Annotated in this window: 17 protein-coding genes; 11 read left to right on the forward strand and 6 right to left on the reverse strand. The window is 64.7% G+C overall.

The window, feature by feature from the left end:
- Positions 1-114: 114 nt before the first annotated feature.
- The 7 genes from aroA (at position 115) to D1012_RS06405 (ending at position 6,552) form a co-directional block, all read left to right on the forward strand.
- Complete coding sequence (gene aroA / locus D1012_RS06375) at positions 115-1,461, forward strand: 3-phosphoshikimate 1-carboxyvinyltransferase (RefSeq protein WP_118150599.1); 1,347 nt, start codon at positions 115-117, stop codon at positions 1,459-1,461.
- Between the two features lie 169 nt (positions 1,462-1,630).
- Positions 1,631-2,242, forward strand: a complete 612-nt coding sequence (locus D1012_RS06380) for a (d)CMP kinase (RefSeq protein WP_118150481.1) — start codon at positions 1,631-1,633, stop codon at positions 2,240-2,242.
- A 125-nt stretch (positions 2,243-2,367) separates the two neighbouring features.
- Positions 2,368-3,000 carry an NAD(P)H-dependent oxidoreductase gene (locus D1012_RS06385; protein WP_118150482.1) on the forward strand — a complete coding sequence of 211 codons (633 nt, stop codon included), beginning with the start codon at positions 2,368-2,370 and terminating at the stop codon, positions 2,998-3,000.
- A gap of 213 nt (positions 3,001-3,213) precedes the next feature.
- Positions 3,214-4,956: a 30S ribosomal protein S1 gene (rpsA, locus tag D1012_RS06390; RefSeq protein ID WP_267897822.1), complete on the forward strand. Its 1,743-nt coding sequence runs from the start codon at positions 3,214-3,216 to the stop codon at positions 4,954-4,956.
- Between the two features lie 186 nt (positions 4,957-5,142).
- The gene (ihfB, locus tag D1012_RS06395; RefSeq protein ID WP_118150484.1) at positions 5,143-5,427 is read left to right on the forward strand and encodes an integration host factor subunit beta; all 285 of its coding nucleotides are present in this window, start codon (positions 5,143-5,145) and stop codon (positions 5,425-5,427) included.
- A gap of 96 nt (positions 5,428-5,523) precedes the next feature.
- The gene (locus D1012_RS06400; protein WP_354002025.1) at positions 5,524-5,883 is read left to right on the forward strand and encodes a LapA family protein; all 360 of its coding nucleotides are present in this window, start codon (positions 5,524-5,526) and stop codon (positions 5,881-5,883) included.
- Positions 5,884-5,889: 6 nt separating this feature from the next.
- Positions 5,890-6,552 (forward strand): phosphoribosylanthranilate isomerase, encoded by a 663-nt coding sequence (locus D1012_RS06405; protein WP_118150485.1) that lies wholly within the window; start codon positions 5,890-5,892, stop codon positions 6,550-6,552.
- Between the two features lie 114 nt (positions 6,553-6,666).
- Here D1012_RS06405 and D1012_RS06410 read toward each other — a convergent pair whose 3' ends face one another.
- A complete protein-coding gene (locus tag D1012_RS06410; protein ID WP_118150486.1) occupies positions 6,667-7,446 on the reverse strand; it encodes a DUF4394 domain-containing protein in 780 nt (259 codons plus the stop codon).
- 177 nt (positions 7,447-7,623) lie between these two features.
- Here D1012_RS06410 and trpB point away from each other — a divergent pair, with 177 nt between their 5' ends.
- Positions 7,624-8,856, forward strand: a complete 1,233-nt coding sequence (trpB, locus tag D1012_RS06415; RefSeq protein WP_118150487.1) for a tryptophan synthase subunit beta — start codon at positions 7,624-7,626, stop codon at positions 8,854-8,856.
- 83 nt (positions 8,857-8,939) lie between these two features.
- Here trpB and D1012_RS06420 read toward each other — a convergent pair whose 3' ends face one another.
- The 3 genes from D1012_RS06420 to D1012_RS06430 are packed head-to-tail and all read right to left on the reverse strand — an operon-like array spanning position 8,940 to position 11,011.
- Positions 8,940-9,335, reverse strand: coding sequence for a group III truncated hemoglobin (locus D1012_RS06420; protein ID WP_118150488.1), 396 nt, complete (start codon positions 9,333-9,335; stop codon positions 8,940-8,942).
- Positions 9,336-9,390: 55 nt separating this feature from the next.
- Positions 9,391-9,768, reverse strand: coding sequence for a DUF2237 family protein (locus D1012_RS06425; protein ID WP_118150489.1), 378 nt, complete (start codon positions 9,766-9,768; stop codon positions 9,391-9,393).
- A gap of 52 nt (positions 9,769-9,820) precedes the next feature.
- Positions 9,821-11,011 (reverse strand): FAD-dependent oxidoreductase, encoded by a 1,191-nt coding sequence (locus D1012_RS06430; protein WP_118150490.1) that lies wholly within the window; start codon positions 11,009-11,011, stop codon positions 9,821-9,823.
- Between the two features lie 218 nt (positions 11,012-11,229).
- Between D1012_RS06430 and ileS the strand changes: the two genes are divergently transcribed.
- The gene (gene ileS / locus D1012_RS06435) at positions 11,230-14,136 is read left to right on the forward strand and encodes an isoleucine--tRNA ligase (protein WP_118150491.1); all 2,907 of its coding nucleotides are present in this window, start codon (positions 11,230-11,232) and stop codon (positions 14,134-14,136) included.
- A gap of 153 nt (positions 14,137-14,289) precedes the next feature.
- Here the strand turns inward: ileS and D1012_RS06440 are convergent, their stop codons facing one another.
- The gene (locus tag D1012_RS06440; RefSeq protein WP_118150601.1) at positions 14,290-16,515 is read right to left on the reverse strand and encodes a primosomal protein N'; all 2,226 of its coding nucleotides are present in this window, start codon (positions 16,513-16,515) and stop codon (positions 14,290-14,292) included.
- Positions 16,516-16,590: 75 nt separating this feature from the next.
- On the opposite strand from D1012_RS06440, the gene fsa reads away from it, so the two are divergent.
- On the forward strand, positions 16,591-17,244 hold the full coding sequence (gene fsa / locus D1012_RS06445; RefSeq protein WP_118150492.1) for a fructose-6-phosphate aldolase: 654 nt from the start codon (positions 16,591-16,593) through the stop codon (positions 17,242-17,244).
- On the opposite strand, the gene D1012_RS06450 is transcribed toward fsa, so the two are convergent.
- Complete coding sequence (locus D1012_RS06450; protein ID WP_118150493.1) at positions 17,245-18,096, reverse strand: asparaginase domain-containing protein; 852 nt, start codon at positions 18,094-18,096, stop codon at positions 17,245-17,247. It abuts the gene before it with no gap.
- A gap of 160 nt (positions 18,097-18,256) precedes the next feature.
- On the opposite strand from D1012_RS06450, the gene D1012_RS06455 reads away from it, so the two are divergent.
- A complete protein-coding gene (locus D1012_RS06455) occupies positions 18,257-18,949 on the forward strand; it encodes a DUF484 family protein (protein WP_118150494.1) in 693 nt (230 codons plus the stop codon).
- Positions 18,950-18,953 lie beyond the last annotated feature (4 nt).

An 18,953-nucleotide genomic window follows, 5' to 3' on the forward strand; every position in this document is an offset into this window, starting at 1 on the left:
ATTGCGACGTTTCATGCTCTGTCGATATGCGGCCTGATGCACCGGCATCAACCCCCCATGGACCACCGCCGCTGCTTGCGCTATCAGGCGGGCGTTCACATTCGGGAGATAATGATGTCCGGCCATGGCGAAGCGCAACCGATGACCTCCGCCAAATGCGGACCGCTGAGGGGGACCGCTGCCGTTCCCGGTGACAAGTCGATCTCGCACCGGGCGCTGATTTTCGGCGCGATGGCGGTGGGGGAGACAAAGATCACCGGGCTCTTGGAAGGGCAGGATGTGCTGGACACCGCGCGGGCAATGCGGGCCTTTGGCGCCGAGGTGGTGCAGCATGGGGCAGGCGCATGGTCGGTGCATGGCGTGGGTGTCGGCGGGTTCTCGGAACCGGCGGACGTGATCGACTGCGGCAATTCCGGCACCGGCGTACGGCTGATCATGGGTTGCATGGCGACCACGGCGATGACCGCGACCTTTACCGGCGATGCCAGCTTGCGCAAGCGACCGATGGGGCGGGTCACCGACCCGCTGTCGCTGTTCGGCACGCAAGCCTACGGTCGCAAGGGCGGGCGTCTGCCGATGACGGTGGTGGGCGCGGTCAACCCGGTGCCGGTGCGCTACACGCTGCCGGTGGCAAGCGCGCAGGTGAAATCGGCGGTGCTGCTGGCGGGTCTGAACGCGCCCGGCGAGACGGTGGTGATCGAGCGCGAGCCGACCCGCGACCATTCGGAGCGGATGCTGCTGGGCTTTGGCGCAGAGCTGTCGGTGGAGCACACCGCTGAGGGCCATGTCATCACCCTGAAGGGTCGCCCCGAACTGCGCCCGCAGACTGTGGCGGTGCCGCGCGACCCGTCCTCGGCGGCGTTTCCGACCTGTGCGGCGCTGATTGTCGAGGGCTCCGACATTCTGGTGCCCGGTGTCAGCCAGAACCTGACCCGCAACGGGCTCTATATCACCCTGACCGAAATGGGCGCAGAGATCGAATTCCAGAACCCGAGGGAAGAGGGCGGCGAGCCCGTTGCCGATCTGCGGGTGCGGTTCTCGGACAATATGAAGGGCATCGAGGTGCCACCAGAGCGCGCGCCGTCGATGATCGACGAATACCCGATCCTGTCGGTGGTTGCCGCCTTTGCGCAGGGCCGCACGGTGATGCGCGGGGTCAAGGAACTGCGGGTCAAGGAATCCGACCGCATCGACGCCATGGCACGCGGGCTGGAGGCTTGCGGGGTGACGATCGAGGAAGACGAGGATACGCTGATCGTACACGGCATGGGGCCGGGCGGCATGCCGGGGGGGGCGACCTGTGCCACCCATCTGGATCACCGGATTGCGATGTCGTTCCTCGTCGCCGGGATGGCGTCGAAGGCCGCCGTGGCCGTCGATGACGCCTCGCCCATCGTGACCTCGTTCCCGATCTTCGAGGGGTTGATGAACGGACTTGGGGCTGCGATCCGGCGCGGGTGAGCGCGGTGATCTGAGGGTGCACCAGGCTGCATCGTTGGATGCCTCCGGCGGGAGTATTTGGAAAAGCTGCAAAACAGGACCGCCTCTGCTGATTGCACCTTTCTGAAATACTCCCGCCGGAGGCGTTCCGGACCGTGGGGCCGTGAGCTGACAGGACAAGAGGGCAAGCATGATCTTTACAGTCGCCATCGACGGCCCGGCAGCTGCGGGCAAGGGCACCATCAGCCGCGCGGTGGCCGAGGCGTTCGGCTTTGCCCATCTGGACACCGGGGCGCTGTATCGGGCGGTCGGAGTCAAGGGCGGCGATCCGGTTCTCGCGGCTCAGACCCTGAGCCCTGCGGATCTGGCCCGTGATGATCTGCGCACGCTGGAGGCCGGGCAGGCGGCGAGCCGGGTGGCGGTGATCCCCGAGGTGCGCGCGGCCCTGCTGGCGTTTCAGCGCCGCTTTGCCCGGCGGGACGGCGGCGCGGTGCTGGACGGCCGCGACATCGGCACCGTGATCTGCCCCGAGGCCGAGGTGAAGCTGTTTGTGACGGCGAGCGCCTTGGTGCGGGCGCGCAGGCGTTGGCTGGAGTTGGGTGGAGATGCGGCCGAGCGGTCGCTGGAGGACGTGCTGGCCGAAGTGCAGGAGCGCGATGCCCGCGACATGAACCGTACGGATGCGCCGCTGAAACCGGCGGCGGACGCATTGATGCTGGATACGTCCGAGCTGACGGTCGAGGCCGCCACCGCGCGCGCGGTGGCGCAGGTGCAGGCGCGGCTGGCGCAAATGCAGGGCTGAGACGCAGGCGGCGAACAGGCGCTGTGCGCCGCTGCACTTTGGTTCCGGCGCCCGGTGTCTTACATCATGCAGCGGAACAACAGAGGCGATCCAGATCCGGATCGGCCAGCACAAGGCGCGACATCATGCTGCACGAAAAACTCAACTGGCGTTATGCCACCAAGAAAATGGACCCGTCCAAGCCAGTGGCGCAGGACAAGGTCGACCGTATTCTGGAGGCGATCCAGCTTGCCCCCACCTCCAGCGGCTTGCAGCCGTTCGAGGTGATCGTGGTCACCAATCCCGAGGTCAAGGCCAAGCTGCGCGAAGTCGGCTATGGTCAGGCGCAGATCACCGACGCGAGCCATGTGCTGGTGTTTGCTGCATGGGACAATTACACCGCCGAGCGCATCGACGCCGTGGTCGATCAGCTGGTGGCAGAGCGTGGCCTGCCGCGCGAAGCCCTGTCGGAATACTACGACAACCTGAAATCGATGCTGCTGCCGCGCGCTGCCGAGGTGAACTTCGAGCATGCCGCGCGTCAGGCCTATATCGCCTTTGGCATCGGCCTGACCGCTGCAGCATTCGAATCGGTGGACTCTACCCCGATGGAAGGCTTTGATCCGGCTGCGGTCGACGAGATCCTTGGCCTGCGCGCCCGTGGCCTGCGGTCGGTGACGCTGCTGCCGCTGGGCTACCGCGCGGCCGAGGGGGACTGGCTGGAAGGCATGAAGAAAGTGCGCAAGCCTTTGGCGGAACTGGTTTCGGATGTCGCCTGAACCGGCCAGCCTTACCGACGCGTGCATCTTTCTCCTTGGCAAATAGACACTCGCCAAAAGAGATGACGGAATTTCAGCAGGCGCGGCATCGCAGGATGTCGCGCCTGTCTGGTGCAAAGCCTTGCCACATTGGCCCGGACGGGCTATAGGCCCCCCATCCTGACAGGTCTCTCTGGCCCGGTATTCCGCGCTGTGGCTGATCCCTGTCGGCCAATCCAAGACCGGCGGAGCCAACCGCATGGCCAGAAAACCACGAAAAAGGACAAACTGCATATGTGCGCTAAAGCTACCATGGAAGACTTTGAAGCCCTGTTGAAGGAAAGCTTCGAAATTGACACCCCCGAAGAGGGTTCGGTTGTCAAAGGCAAGGTCATCGCAATCGAAGCGGGCCAGGCCATCATCGACGTCGGCTACAAGATGGAAGGCCGCATCGATCTTAAAGAATTTGCAAACCCCGGCGAACAGCCCGACATCAATGTCGGCGACGAAGTCGAGGTCTATCTGGACCGCGTGGAAAACTCGCGCGGCGAAGCCCAGATCAGCCGTGAGAAAGCCAAGCGCGAAGAAGCCTGGGATCGTCTGGAAAAGGCCTATGCGTCCGAGACCCGCGTCGATGGCGCGATCTTTGGTCGTGTCAAAGGTGGCTTTACCGTGGATCTGGGCGGCGCTGTTGCCTTCCTGCCCGGCTCTCAGGTTGACGTGCGCCCGGTGCGTGACGCCGGCCCGCTGATGGGTCTGAAGCAGCCGTTCCAGATTCTGAAAATGGACCGTCGCCGTGGCAACATCGTTGTGTCGCGCCGCGCCATCCTGGAAGAATCGCGTGCCGAACAGCGCGCCGAAGTCATTGGCAACCTGACCGAAGGTCAGACCGTCGATGGCGTGGTCAAGAACATCACCGAATACGGTGCGTTCGTTGATCTGGGCGGCGTTGATGGTCTGCTGCACGTCACCGACATGGCCTGGCGCCGCGTCAACCACCCGTCGGAAATCCTTGCCATTGGTGAGACTGTCAAAGTGCAGGTCATCAAGATCAACAAGGAAACCCACCGTATCAGCCTGGGCATGAAGCAGCTGCAGGAAGATCCGTGGGATGCGGTGGAGCGTGCGTATCCGCTGCAGTCGGTCCACAAGGGCCGCGTGACCAACATCACCGATTACGGCGCATTCGTAGAGCTGGAAGCCGGTGTCGAAGGTCTGGTTCACGTTTCGGAAATGTCGTGGACCAAGAAGAACGTGCACCCCGGCAAGATCGTTTCGACCTCGCAAGAGGTGGATGTCATGGTGCTGGAGATCGATTCCGCCAAGCGCCGTGTGTCGCTCGGTCTCAAGCAGACGCAGCGCAACCCGTGGGAAGTGTTCGCCGAGAACAACCCGGTGGGGTCGACCATCGAAGGCGAAGTCAAGAACATCACCGAATTCGGTCTGTTCATCGGTCTGGAAAACGACATCGACGGCATGGTTCACCTGTCCGACCTGTCGTGGGACCAGCGCGGCGAAGACGCGATTGCCAACTATCGCAAGGGCGACACCGTCAAGGCTGCCGTTTCGGAAGTTGACGTTGAGAAAGAGCGTATCTCGCTCTCGGTCAAGGCTCTGGGCGAAGACACCTTTACCGATGCGGTTGATGGTGTGAAGCGCGGCTCGGTGATCACGGTCGAAGTGACCGCGATTGAAGAGGGTGGCGTCGAGGTGGATTACAACGGCGCCAAGTCGTTCATCCGCCGCAGCGACCTGAGCCGTGACCGTGGCGACCAGCGCCCCGAGCGGTTCCAGGTCGGTGACAAGGTTGACGTTCGCGTCACCAACATCGACCCGAAAACCCGCCGCATGGGCCTGTCGATCAAGGCCCGCGAGATCGCCGAAGAGAAAGAAGCGGTTGAGCAGTATGGCTCGTCCGATTCGGGTGCATCGCTGGGTGACATCCTCGGCGCGGCGCTGAAAGGCGACAAGAACTGAGGTTTACCCTCAAATGTTGACGAAAGGCCCCGCCGAAAGGTGGGGCCTTTTCGTATCTAACGGGGATTCCTGCCTTTTCGTTTGTGTGACGCCGATTTTTTTGCCTATAGTCGGGTCACAATAATCACGGTGGCGGCAGCATTTGCATGTTCAGATCGCGAACCGGCCACAGGGGGGACACTTCGGATGATCCGTTCGGAACTGATCCAGAAAATTGCGGACGACAACCCGCATCTGACACAGCGCCATGTCGAGCGTATTGTGAACACCGTCTTTGAAGAGATCATCGAGGCGTTGGCCAAGGGCGACCGTGTGGAGCTGCGCGGCTTTGGCGCGTTCTCGGTCAAGGCGCGGGATGCCCGCGTCGGCCGCAACCCCCGCACCGGCGAAGCGGTGGAGGTCGAAGACAAGAAGGTGCCGTTCTTCAAGACCGGCAAGCTGTTGCGCGACCGGCTGAACGGCAAAGGCTGACCCCCTACGATCTGGCCTCTTGCGCCCTGTGGCCCTTGCACCCGACGGCCTCAGCGCCGATACTCGGGTTATGACTTGCCACCGGGGAGTGTGTCCATGATCCGTTATCTGCGCTACGTGCTGCTGGCTTTGCTGGCGATTGTTTTGCTGACGGTGGCACTGGCCAACCGTGCGGCCGTGACACTCAAGGCGCTGCCCGATGATCTGGCGGGATTTGCCGGTGTGACCTGGCAGATCGACTTGCCGCTGTATGTGGTGATCTTTGCCAGCATCCTGGCGGGCGTGCTGATCGGCTTTGTCTGGGAATGGTTCCGCGAGCACAAGCACCGGGTGGTCGCCACGACCAAATCGCGCGAGGTGTCAAAGCTGGAGCGTGAGCTGGCGGTGATGCGCGACACCAAGCCGGGGCAGCAGGATGATGTGCTGGCGCTCTTGGATCAGCGCAAGGCGGGCTAAGGGGGCATGGTCGATATCAGGGTCAAGATCTGCGGTCTGCGGACCGTGGCGGATGTTGCTGCGGTGGCCGCGTCGGGCGCGGCTTACGCCGGATTTGTGTTCTTTCCCAAAAGCCCCCGCCATCTGACGATTGATCAGGCGCGCGAACTGACTTTGGCCGCACCCGTCGGGCTGGCCAAGGTGGCGCTGGTGGTGGATGCCGATGACGCGACGCTGGACGCGATCACCGAGGCGATGCCGCTGGATATGCTGCAGCTGCATGGCCATGAAAGCCCCGACCGGGTGGCCGAAATCCGCGCGCGCTATGGCCTGCCAGTGATGAAGGCGGTGGGCGTGGCGGATGAGGGCGATCTGGCGGCGGTGCTGGAGTATTCGCTGGCGGCCGATCAGATTCTGGTCGATGCCAAGCCCTCGAAAAACGCGGCTCTGCCGGGCGGTAACGGGCTGTCGTTTGACTGGCGGCTGGTGGCGCAACGGCGCTGGCTGCGGCCGTGGATGCTGGCCGGGGGCCTGACGCCCGGGAATGTGGCCGAAGCGATCCGGCTGACCAATGCGCGGCAGGTGGATGTCTCGTCTGGAGTGGAGTTGTCGCCGGGCGTCAAGGATGCCGCAAAGATCGCGGCATTTGTTGCGGCCACCCGCGCGCCTGCGGTGCCACGGTTGCGCTGACAGTGTGATGGGCGCGCGGGCGGTGTCGGTGGACGCCTCCGGCGGGAGTATTTGGAAAGCAGCAATGCGGCAGGCAGATAGGGAAAAGGGGGGCGGTCGCCCCCCTTTTGACGTTTACATGGCGGGCAGGATGGTCAGGTCGCGCAGCACTTCATCGGTGCCGGTGATGGCCCAGGACTGGGTCACGGCACCGGTGGCGAGATCGACCGTATGCAGGGCACCGTTGGCGGCAAGCCATGCGGTGTTGGTGCCGTCTTCGGTGGTGCCGATGTCAAAACCGACCGGGCCTTCGAGTGTGGCGCCCAGCATGCCGATGCTGGCGTTGGTGCCATCGTTCGGGGCGGTTTGCTGCAGCAGGGCCGACAGGCCGGTGTCGATGTTGTACATCGCCGTGGCTTCGGGCTTGCCAAAGCTGTTGCTGTAGCCGGTGGCCGCAACCATCAGACCGGCGCTTGCATTCGCGTCGCCTGCTTCCCAAGCCAGACCGCCATCAACGGTGACTTCGCCGGTGTCCATGTTGATCCGGTGGTTGGTGCTGCCCGACATGAAGCGCAGACGGTCTGCGGCCGGGTTCACATCAACGATCACCGGCGCGCCGTCGGCGATTTCCATCATCGTGTTCATGGTGGACAGCGGCGTGGTCTCACCCGTCATCGGGTCGATGGTGACGATGGCCTGCTCATCGGTGACGCCGATCACGGTCATGGTGCCGGGGCGGTAGTCGATGCCGTGCAGGCGGGTGACGCCTTGCACCTCGACCGTGCCGGTCACAGCGGCGGTGGCGGTGTCGATCATCACCAGCGTCTTGTCGCCGGTCAGGCCGAGCGCGGTGTCGGCATAGGCCGGGGCGGTCAGGGCGGCGGTTGCCAGAAGGGCGGCGAGGGTACGTGTCATGGGGTCACTCCGTTTTTGATTGGGTGGCCTTTCGGCCCGTTGCCCCATGGATACGTAAGCTTTGCGGGGGGAGTTTCAGGCGCGGGGATAACGAAACCGTTACCCCTGCGACGTGGGGCCGCTTTACCGCGTGGCACGGGCGCGCTAGGTAGTCCGGGACATATCAGGAGGCGGGCCATGGCCGAGGACGGAATCAACAGCTTTATGACCGGGCCGGATGAGGCAGGGCGCTTTGGCATCTTTGGCGGGCGCTTTGTGTCGGAAACGCTGATGCCGCTGATCCTTGAACTGGAAGAGCGCTATGAGTTCGCCAAGACCGACCCGGCGTTCTGGGCCGAGATGGAGGATCTGTGGACGCATTATGTGGGTCGTCCGTCGCCGCTGTATTACGCTGAACGGCTCACCCAGCATCTGGGTGGCGCGAAGATCTATATGAAGCGCGATGAGCTGAACCACACCGGCGCGCACAAGATCAACAACGTGCTGGGGCAGATCATCTTGGCCCGCCGCATGGGCAAGACCCGGATCATCGCCGAAACCGGCGCGGGCCAGCATGGCGTGGCGACCGCCACGGTCTGCGCCAAGTTCGGGCTGAAATGCGTGGTCTATATGGGCGCGCATGATGTGGAGCGGCAAGCGCCCAACGTGTTCCGCATGCGTCTGCTGGGGGCCGAGGTGGTGCCGGTGACCTCCGGTCGCGGCACGCTCAAGGATGCGATGAACGATGCGCTGCGCGACTGGGTGACCAATGTGCGCGATACGTTTTACTGCATCGGCACGGTGGCGGGACCGCACCCGTACCCGGCCATGGTGCGTGATTTCCAGAGCATCATCGGCAAGGAAGTGCGCTGGCAGTTGGCCGAGCAGGAGGGCGAGGGGCGGTTGCCCGACACTCTGATCGCGGCCATCGGCGGCGGTTCGAATGCGATGGGGCTGTTCTATCCGTTCCTGGATGACCCGTCGGTCGGAATCATCGGCGTGGAAGCGGGCGGCAAGGGGGTCGATGACCGCATGGAGCATTGCGCCAGCCTGACCGGCGGGCGTCCGGGCGTGCTGCATGGCAACCGGACTTATCTGCTGCAGGATGAAGACGGGCAGATCCTGGAGGGGTTCAGCATCAGCGCGGGCCTCGACTATCCCGGCATCGGGCCGGAGCATGCCTGGCTGCATGATGTGGGCCGGGCGCAATATGTCAGCATCACCGATGTCGAGGCGCTGGAGGCGTTTCAGCTGTCGTGCAAGCTGGAAGGCATCATCCCGGCGCTGGAACCGTCTCACGCCTTGGCACATGTTATGAAGATCGCGCCGACCCTGCCACGCGACCATATCATCGTGATGAACATGTGTGGGCGCGGCGACAAGGATATCTTTACCGTGGCCAAGCATCTGGGCTTTGACATGAAGATCTGATCTTTTCAGGTCTGTCCAATGAAAGACCCCGCAGGCCATGCCTTGCGGGGTTTTTCTTTGGGCGGGGTTCTTCTTTGCCGGTGTCAGAGCAGTTTTGGCGGACCTGCGCCGTCACGGTCCTGCACCGCCATCTGCATGCCACGCCCGATGCGATGCGCCAGTGCCGACCACGCGGCAGCGGTATCGGCGGGCAGGGTGCGCCGCAGCACCGAGTCGAACAGTCCGAGCCAGACCGCAAACATCGGCGCGCGCACATCGCCTGCGGCCATGTGCACCGCCATCGGGTTGCCGTCATAAGCCCGCTCGAACAGGATGGCATTGCGCCAGAACCGGGCGATTTTTGCCTCATGCTCCGGCCAGTCCGTGACATGGCGGTGAAACACCGGGCCAAGGCCGGGGTGTTCGCGGACGCAAAGGTAAAACTCGGCCAATGTGGCGTCGATCTGCTGGGGCGTGATGGGAAAGCGCGGCGGGATCATGGGCCGGGGATGCGCCTTTGCGCGCCGGATCGCAAGCGGGCGCGGTGTCGCGGGGTCAGGAGGGGTCGGGGGCGGCGTATTGCGCGAGGATCTCCAGCGGCACCACTTGCAGGGTGATCTGATGCGTGGCGGTCAGGTTCACCTGCGGCGCCGCCCCCTCTTCATGCGCCTGCAGAAAGCGCCCGGCGCACAGGCACCAGCGGTCACCGGGGCGCAGCCCGGCAAAGCCGTATTCCGGGCGCGGGGTGGACAGATCGTTGCCCAGGTATTTGGAAAACGCGAGGAACTCCGCCGTCATCACCGCGCAGACCGTGTGCAGCCCCCGGTCCATCGGGCCGGTGTCGCAGCAGCCGTTGCGAAAAAATCCGGTGACCGGGTCGGTGGAGCACGGCTCCAACCGGCCGCCAAGGACGTTTACGGATGGTTCTTTCATGGCAGCCCCCTAGCTTGCCCCGATGATAGGCGAGGCGGCGGGGGTGGTCCAGTCACGGTTTGAGAAAGCCTTGGTCTGGAAAGGTTTGCCCGGCCAGCGGTGGCAACATGTCGCCTGAAACCAGACGGGTCAGCAGATGCCGGATACCGGGCAGCGGCGCAAAGGGCGCAAGCAGGTGGTCGCGCAGCAGGGGCAGGCTGCGGCTGCCCGACTGATACATCGGGGTAAAGACCGCGCTCATCGCCTGATAGGTCCGCACATGCCAGCGGCGCATGGCGGCATAGGCGGGCAGGGGGTTTTCCATGCCAAGGGCGGTGACCAGCGCCATGGCATCCAGCAGCGCCATATTCGCGCCCTGACCCAGTTGCGGGCTGGCCCGGTGCGCCGAATCGCCGACAAAGGCGAGGGCGGGGGCAAAGGGGCGGCGCAGCGTGCCGTGGGTATAGCGCGCCGGAGTCAGGTCGGCGGCGGTGGTCAGGGGCGTCAGGAACGGGGCCATCTCGGGCCAGAGCGCGGTGGCCTCTGCCCGCCATGCGGCCATATCGGTGCTGGCCCAGTGGTCCAGCGCCGCCGTTGGCATCGACCAGAAGATCGCCGCATGGGTGCCGGACAGGCCGGGGCGTTGGCCCAGTGGCAGCACGCCCACCATGTTGCGCGCCGCGCGGTAGCGTTGGCGCAGCTGGTCGGGCGCAAAACCGGTGCCGTCGGGCCAGGGCACCGTCCCCCAGACCGCGCCAAACGGCAGGGCGCGGGCCTGTAGCGGCGACAGGCGCGAGGCTGCGCCACTGGTATCGACGACCAGATCAAACGGTCCAAAGCGGCGGCCGTCGCTCAGGGTCAGTGCGCGCTTGCCCGCCTGCAGCGGGGCGGCATCGACCGTGGCCGAGGTGATCACCTTGATCCCGCGGGCCACACACTGATCCCACAGCGCCTGAAACAGCGCCGAGCGGTGCAGCGCCAGACCGGGAGCGGTGGCGCGATAGCCGACATTCAGCACCTCGCGCCCCGACACCTCATGCCCCAGCATCCGGGTGATCGGCTGGCCCATCCGGCGCGCCGCCGCGCCCGCGCCGATTGCCTCCAGCACCGCCAGACCCACCGGCTGGATCACCAGACCGGACCCCAGCGGGCGCGGTGCGTCGAACCGCTCAAACAGCGTGACCGCATGCCCCGCGTCATGGGCAAGGGCGGCGGTGGCCAGACCACCGATTCCGGCCCCGACAATGGCAAGGGTGCTGCGCATGTCGCAGGCTTGCCGCGCCCGGTATCGAAGTGCAAGCGGTGATCTGGACCACCGCCGATCTGCCGCGTATAAGGCGCGGCATGTGGATGATCCGGATCATAGCGCGAATTAGCCGCCCGGCGTTTTGACGGTTGCGTTGAAACGTCCGGGACGCCCTTTGCCTTGCGCGCGGCCAGCTTTGGCCGCAGTCTCCACGCCCCCTTCCAAGGATTCCGCCGATGTGCGCCGATACGCCTGAAACCGCAGTGCCTGATTACCGCGAGACCGTGTTTTTGCCCGAAACCAGCTTTGCCATGCGGGCGGGCCTGCCCGCGCGTGAGCCGGACTGGCTGGCCCGGTGGGAACGTCTGGGGGTCTATGACCGCCTGCGCGAGTCGGGCAAGGGCCGCGCGCCGTTTGTGCTGCACGATGGCCCGCCCTACGCCAACGGTCATCTGCACATCGGCCACGCGCTGAACAAGGTGCTCAAGGACATGGTGGTGCGCTCGCAGCAGATGATGGGCAAAGATGCCCGCTATGTGCCGGGCTGGGATTGCCACGGTCTGCCGATCGAGTGGAAGATCGAAGAACAATACCGCGCCAAGGGGTTGAACAAGGACGATGTGGATATCGTCGATTTCCGTCAGGAATGCCGGAGGTTTGCCGAGGGCTGGATCGACATCCAGCGCAGTGAGTTCAAACGTCTGGGCATCACCGGCAAATGGGACCGCCCGTATCTGACGATGGATTACCACGCCGAAGCGGTGATCGCCGATGAGTTCATGAAATTCGTCATGAACGGCAGCCTGTATCAAGGCTCCAAGCCGGTGATGTGGTCGCCCGTGGAGAAAACCGCTTTGGCCGAGGCCGAGGTGGAGTATCACGACCATACCAGCCATACGATCTGGGTGCGGTTTGCCCCGCAGGATGGGGCGCTGGACGGAGCCTCGGTGGTGATCTGGACCACAACCCCTTGGACCATCCCGCAAAACCGGGCAGTCGCCTATAATCCGGGCATCGCCTATGGCATGTACTCTCTCGATACCGTTGTTGACGGGGCCACATCCAAGGCAGGCGAAAGAATCGTGGTTGCCGACGCTCTGGCCGAAGGCGTGATGAAATCGGCCAAGGTCGAGGGCTTTACCCGTCTGCGCGATGTGACGGCGGTGGAAATGGAGGGCGTGTTCCTTGCCCACCCCTACCGTGGCATCGCGGATGGCAACGGCGAGTGGGATTTTGACGTGCCGCTCCTCCCCGGCGACCATGTGACCGATGACGCGGGCACCGGCTTTGTCCACACCGCGCCCAGCCATGGCGATGATGACTATCAGATGGGGCTCAAGTTCCAGCTGCCGATGACCTACAACGTCGAGGCCGATGGCAGCTACCGCACCGATCTGCCGGTGTTCGGCGGGCAGGCGATCCTGACGGCGGAGGGCAAGGAAGGCCCGGCCAACGTCTCCAACATCAAGGCGCTGCATGCGCAGGGCGCGCTCTTGGCCAAGGGTAAGCTCAAACACAGCTACCCGCACTCCTGGCGCTCCAAGGCGCCGCTGATCTTCCGCAACACGCCGCAATGGTTTGTCGCCATCGACAAGCCGCTGGATGACGGCATGAGCACCTATGGCGAAACCATCCGCACCCGCGCGCTGAACTCGATCAACCAGCTGGTCACTTGGACCCCGCAGACCGGCCGCAACCGCCTGCATTCGATGATTCAAGCGCGGCCCGACTGGGTGCTGTCGCGCCAGCGCGCCTGGGGTGTGCCGTTGACCTGTTTCGTCAAATCCGGCACCCGCCCGGATGCGCCCGACTTCCTGCTGCGCAATGCCGAGGTCAACGCCCGCATCAAGGCCGCCTTCGAGGCTGAGGGCGCGGATGTCTGGTATGTGCAAGGATTCAAGGAGCGGATGCTGGATGGCATCGTCGATCCGTTGCAATATGAACAGGTCTTTGACGTGCTGGACGTGTGGTTCGACTCTGGCTCCACCCATGCTTTCGTACTGCGCGACCGCGAGGACGGCGCAAGTGACGGCATCGCTGATCTGTACCTCGAAGGCACCGACCAGCATCGCGGCTGGTTCCATTCGTCGATGCTGCAGGCCTGCGGCACCAAGGGCCGTGCGCCCTATCGCGGTGTGCTGACTCATGGTTTCACGCTGGATGAAAAGGGCATGAAAATGTCCAAATCCTTGGGCAACACGGTCGCCCCGGAAGCGGTGATCAAGGAATACGGCGCCGATATCCTGCGGCTCTGGGTGGCGCAGTCGGATTACACGGTTGACCTGCGGATCGGCAAAGAGATCCTCAAAGGTGTGGCCGACAGCTACCGCCGCTTGCGCAACACCATGCGCTACATGCTGGGGGCGCTGCACGGCTTTACTGAGGCCGAACGGCTGCCGGTGGAGCAGATGCCGGAGCTGGACCGTTGGGTGCTGCACCGTCTGGCCGAGCTGGATGCAGAGGTGCGCGACGGCTATGCGCGCTATGATTTCCAGGGTGTGTTCCAGAAGGTGTTCACCTTTGCCACCACCGACCTGTCGGCCTTTTACTTCGACGTGATCAAGGACACGCTGTACTGCGACGCGCCCGATGCCGTGACGCGCCGCGCCGCCCGCACCGTGCTCGATCTGCTCTACCACCGCCTGACCACCTGGCTCGCCCCGATTCTGGTGTTCACGATGGAGGAAGTCTGGCTGGAGCGGTTCCCGGGTGAGGACTCATCGGTCCACCTGACCGACTTCCCGGAAACGCCCGCCAGCTGGCGCAACGACGCACTGGGCGCGAAATGGGCGCAGGTGCGTCAGGTCCGCCGGGTGGTCACCGCCGCGCTGGAGGTGCAGCGCACCGCCAAGGTGATCGGCTCGTCGCTGGAAGCGGCCCCGGTGGTGTATATTGACGCCCCCGCTCTGCAGGCCGCACTGCACAAGGTGGATATGGCGCAGGTCACCATCACCTCGGCCATCGCCCTGACCTGGGGTGCCGCCCCGGCGGGAGCCTTCGCTCTGCCGGACGTGGCCGGAGTCGGTGTCGTTTTCGAAGCCGCACAAGGCAAGAAATGTCAGCGCTGCTGGCAGATTCTGCCCGATGTGGGCACGCACAGCCACCCGGGCGTCTGCAAGCGCTGCAACGACGTTCTGGGCTGATCTTTCGGGGTCAGCGCCCGGCCTGACGGTCAGTTGCCTCCGGCGGGAGTATTTGGAAAGCAGCAACTCATCAGGCGCGGGCTTTGTGGGATTGCTGCTTTGAAAATACTCCCGCCGGAGGCATCTGCAGCCAGCCAAGCGCGCGGCGTCGGGTCAGTAGAAACTTTGTGGGTCAATGTCGATCGCCAGCCGCAGGTTGGCGGGCAGCTTCACCTGTGCCACCCATTCTGACAGGGCAGATTGCAGGGCCGTGCCCTTGTCGGCTTTGACCAGCAGCCGGACCCGGTGCCGTCCGCGCACGCGGGCGATGGGGGCAGGGGCGGGGCCAAAGACCTGCGCGCCGATCTGGCGCAGGGGGCCGTCGCGGCGGGCGAGTTCGGCGCCGAGGTCAAACACCTGCGCCACGTCGGGGCCGGACAGGATGATGCCGGCCATGCGGCCATAGGGCGGCACGCCAGCGGATTGCCGCTCGGCGGCTTCGGCCTTCCAGAACGCCTCTTCATCGCCGCCGAGGATGGCGCGGATCACCGGGTGGTCGGGCTGGTGGGTTTGCAGCAAGGCCGTGCCGCGCAGCTCGGCCCGTCCGGCGCGGCCCGCAACCTGACGCATCAGCTGAAAGGTGCGCTCGGCTGCCCGCAAATCGGACCCCTGCAACCCGAGGTCGGCGTCTATGACGCCGACGAGGGTCAGGAGCGGGAAGTTGTGGCCCTTGGCGACAATTTGCGTTCCGATGATGATATCGGCCCCGCCCGCCGCGATGGTCTCGATCTGGACTTTCAGCGCGCGGGCGGAGCCGAACAGGTCCGACGACAGCACCGCCACCCGGGCGTCGGGAAAGCGGGCGGTGACTTCTTCGGCCAGACGCTCCACCCCCGGACCGACGGCGGCCATCTTGCCCTCGACCTTGCAGGCGGGGCAGGTGGTGGGCACCGGTTTGGTCGCCCCGCATTGGTGGCAGACCAGCCGCTTGAGAAAGCGGTGTTCCACCATCCGCGCATCGCAATGGTCACAGCCGACCTGATGGCCGCAGGCGCGGCACAGGGTGATCGGCGCATAGCCGCGCCGGTTGAGAAACAACAGCGACTGCTCGCCGCGTGCCACGCGGGCGGTGACGGCAGCGGCGAGGCTGGGGCTGATGAAGCGGTCGTGCGACAGCGTTTCCGCCCGCATGTCGATGGCGCGCATCTCGGGCATTTCTGCCGCACCGTACCGTGCGCCAAGGTTCAGGCGCAGGTATTTGCCGGCATCGGCATTGGCCCAGCTTTCCAGCGACGGCGTGGCCGAGGCCAGCACCACCGGGCAGCCGACGATGGCTCCGCGCAAGACCGCCATATCGCGGGCATTGTAGAGCACGCCTTCTTCTTGCTTGTAGGAGGTGTCGTGTTCTTCATCCACCACGATCAGGCCCAGATCCTGAAATGGCAGAAACAATGCCGAGCGCGCGCCCACCACAAAGCTTGCCCCCCCCTCAGCCACCATGCGCCACAGGCGGCGGCGTTCGGTCATCGTCACGCCGGAATGCCATTCGGCGGGGCGCGCACCAAAACGGGTTTGTACGCGGGTCAGGAAATCGGCGGTCAGGGCAATTTCGGGCAGCAGCACCAGCGCTTGCCGCCCCTGGCGCAGACATTCGGCAACGGCTTCGAGATAGACTTCGGTTTTGCCAGAGCCGGTCACGCCTTTGAGCAGGGTGCAGGAATACTCGCCCCGGTCCACCGCCGCCACCAGCGCGTCGCCCGCGGCGATCTGGTCGCCCGCCAGCCGTCCGTCGGCACGGGCGTTCAGGGGCGGGTAGGGGGTATCCTTGGGCGCGTCCTCTTCGCTCAGCACGCCTTTGGCGACGAGGCCCTTGACCACGGAGGCGGTGCAGCTGGCCGCCTCGGTCAGTTCGGCCAGTGTCACGGCGGCCCCGCCATAATCGCGCAGCGCCTCGATCACGCGAAAGCGGGCGTCGGTCAGCTGGTTCGGGACCGGACCGGACAGGCGGTACACCCGGCGGGTGGCGGTGCCCGACATCAGCCCCGGCGCGCGGGTCGCGAGGCGCAGCATGGCGGGCAGGGGGGTCAGGGTATAATCGGCGGCGCGGGTCAGGAAAGACCGCAGCTCTGCCCGCATCGGGCGGGCATCGAGCACGCGGGCGATGCTGCGCAGCTTGGCCGGGTCAAATGTGCCTTCTCCTGCGCCCCAGACCACGCCCAGCACCTTGCGCGGGCCCAGTGGCACCTCGACCAGATCGCCGTCGCCGCAGCCGCCTTCGGGCGCGCGGTAATCCAGTACCCCGAGGCCTGACCGCCCGAGCGCTTCGGTGGTCAGCACACCCACGGTCTGACCCGGCGCATAGGTCCGATCTGCGGTCCGATCTGTGACTGTTAGCGCCATCACCCGTCTTTCGTTCTTGGTGCTGATGGGGTAAACCCCCATGGAACCCGTCGCAACCATCGAAGGACGCGCCCCATGAGATTTTTCGTTGATACCGCCGATGTCGCGGCGATTGCCGAGCTGAATGACCTTGGCATGGTGGATGGTGTCACCACCAACCCGTCGCTGATTCTGAAATCCGGCCGGAACATTCTGGAAGTCACCAAAGAGATCTGTTCGATCGTCTCTGGCCCGGTCTCTGCCGAAGTGGTCGCGCTCAAGTCCGAGGACATGATCGCCGAGGGTCGCAAGCTGGCCGCAATTGCCGAGAATATCGCGGTCAAGGTGCCGCTGACCTGGGACGGGCTGAAAACCTGTAAAGTGCTGTCGGACGAAGGCTTTATGGTCAACGTCACCTTGTGCTTTTCCGCCAATCAGGCGCTCTTGGCGGCCAAGGCCGGGGCTACGTTCATCTCGCCCTTTATCGGGCGGCTGGATGACATCAACCTGGACGGGCTGGAACTGATCAGCGACATCCGCCAGATCTATGACAACTACGGCTTTGACACGCAGATTCTGGCGGCGTCGATCCGCACGGCGAACCATGTCACGCAATGCGCGCTGATCGGGGCCGATGTGATGACCGCACCGCCATCGGTGATCAAGGCTCTGGCCACGCATGTGCTGACCGACAAGGGGCTGGACCAGTTTACGAAAGACTGGGCGCAGACCGGTCAGAAGATCATCTGATCACGACAGCGACAGCCAGAGGCGGGCGAGGGCCAGTTCTGCCGTCTCGGTGCCGCCGTTTTCCACTCCGGCAGACCACAGCGCGGCCCCGGCCGCATAGGCGGCGGGCGTGAGTCCGCCGTTTTCGCATTGGCTGACCGCGCGCAGGCGGCAGCCATTGGCGGTGGCCGTTTGCAAGGCGTCAACGATGGCGGGATCTTGCATCATCGTGCCCGCGCCGTAGACCCGCAGAACAGCCCCGTCGAGCTCGGACAAGGCGGCGCGTAACGCGGCGGCGGGCAGGCCGGGGGAGAGCGACAGAATCGCCAGCCTGCGATCCGCAAAGCGCCGGGCGGTTGCCGGACCGGGAGCTTGCTGCGTGCTGCGGAAGGCGTCGGCGGCGTGACTGTCTTGCTTGACCAGTCCTGCGGCAGACAACAGCTGGCCGGCAAAGGCCAGCCAGACGCCGGGCGGCGTGGTCAGCGCGGCGGTGAGGGCCAGCGACAGGTTGCCTTCGGCATCGCCGCCGGTGTTCAGCGGGACCATGGAGCCGCAGAGGATGACCGGCAAGCCGGGTGCGTGCAGGGCGCAGGACAGCGCCGCCCCGGTATAGGCCATGGTATCGGTGCCGTGGACGATGATCACCGCGTCGCCCTGCCATCCCTCGATGCGGTCGAGCATGTGGTTCCAGTCAGCGGGGCGGATATTGGCGCTGTCGATCAGGGGGCTGAACTGTTCGACCGTCGTGGTGACCCCGGCGGGCGTCAGGGCGGCAAGCGCAGCTTCCAGCACCCCCGCGCCCGGTTGCAGGCCATCGGGGCCGGGGACCATGCCGATGGTGCCGCCGGTGTAAAGGATCAGAAATCTGGCCATGGTGCTGCCCCTGTGCGTGTCACCAGCGCGACATATCAGATACAGGGCTGCGGCGGAATGCGGCTCCGGGCCGGGCAGGCGTGTGGAAAAACTTCCCCATGCTTTCCGCTTTCCGCTATATTCACCGTCAAACCACCAAGAAGAACCGGGCAGAGTTACCATGATCGAACAAGACCTGCGTGACCGCATCATCGCGGAACCCGAGACGATTCTCGAAGACCGCGATCTGATGGCCGCGCTGATCGGGGCCAATGAGCGGGCGATGGGCAGCAATATCGTCGATCTGCGCGGTATCGCGATGGAGCGGCTGGAAAACCGGCTGGACCGTCTGGAAGACACCCATCGCACCGTGATTGCGGCGGCTTATGAAAATCTGGCCGGGACCAATCAGGTGCATCGCGCGATTTTGCAGATGCTGGACCCGCTGAGCTTTGAGGATTTCCTGAAAAACCTGTCGACCGATGTGGCGGCCACCTTGCGGGTGGATTGCATCCGGCTGGTGCTGGAATCGGTGCAGGATGCCGAAGACCCTGCGCTGCGCAAACTGGGCGAGGTGCTGTTTGTGGCCGAGCCGGGCTTTGTCGGCGAATACCTGTCGGGCGGGCGCAATGTGCCGCTGCGGCCAGTGACCCTGCGCCAGACGATCCCGTCATCGGACATGATCTATGGCGACAGCGCGGGCTGGATACGGTCTGAGGCGCTGTTGAAACTGGATTTCGGCAAGGGCCGACTGCCGGGGATGCTGGTGCTGGGGGCTGAAGACCCGCATCAGTTCAAACCGACCCATGGCACCGATCTGCTGGCGTTTTTCGCGGGCGTGTTTGAACGGACCATGCGCCGCTGGCTGTCATGAGGCG

The organism is Pseudotabrizicola alkalilacus (assembly GCF_003443995.1).
Classification (GTDB): Bacteria; Pseudomonadota; Alphaproteobacteria; order Rhodobacterales; family Rhodobacteraceae; genus Pseudotabrizicola; species Pseudotabrizicola alkalilacus.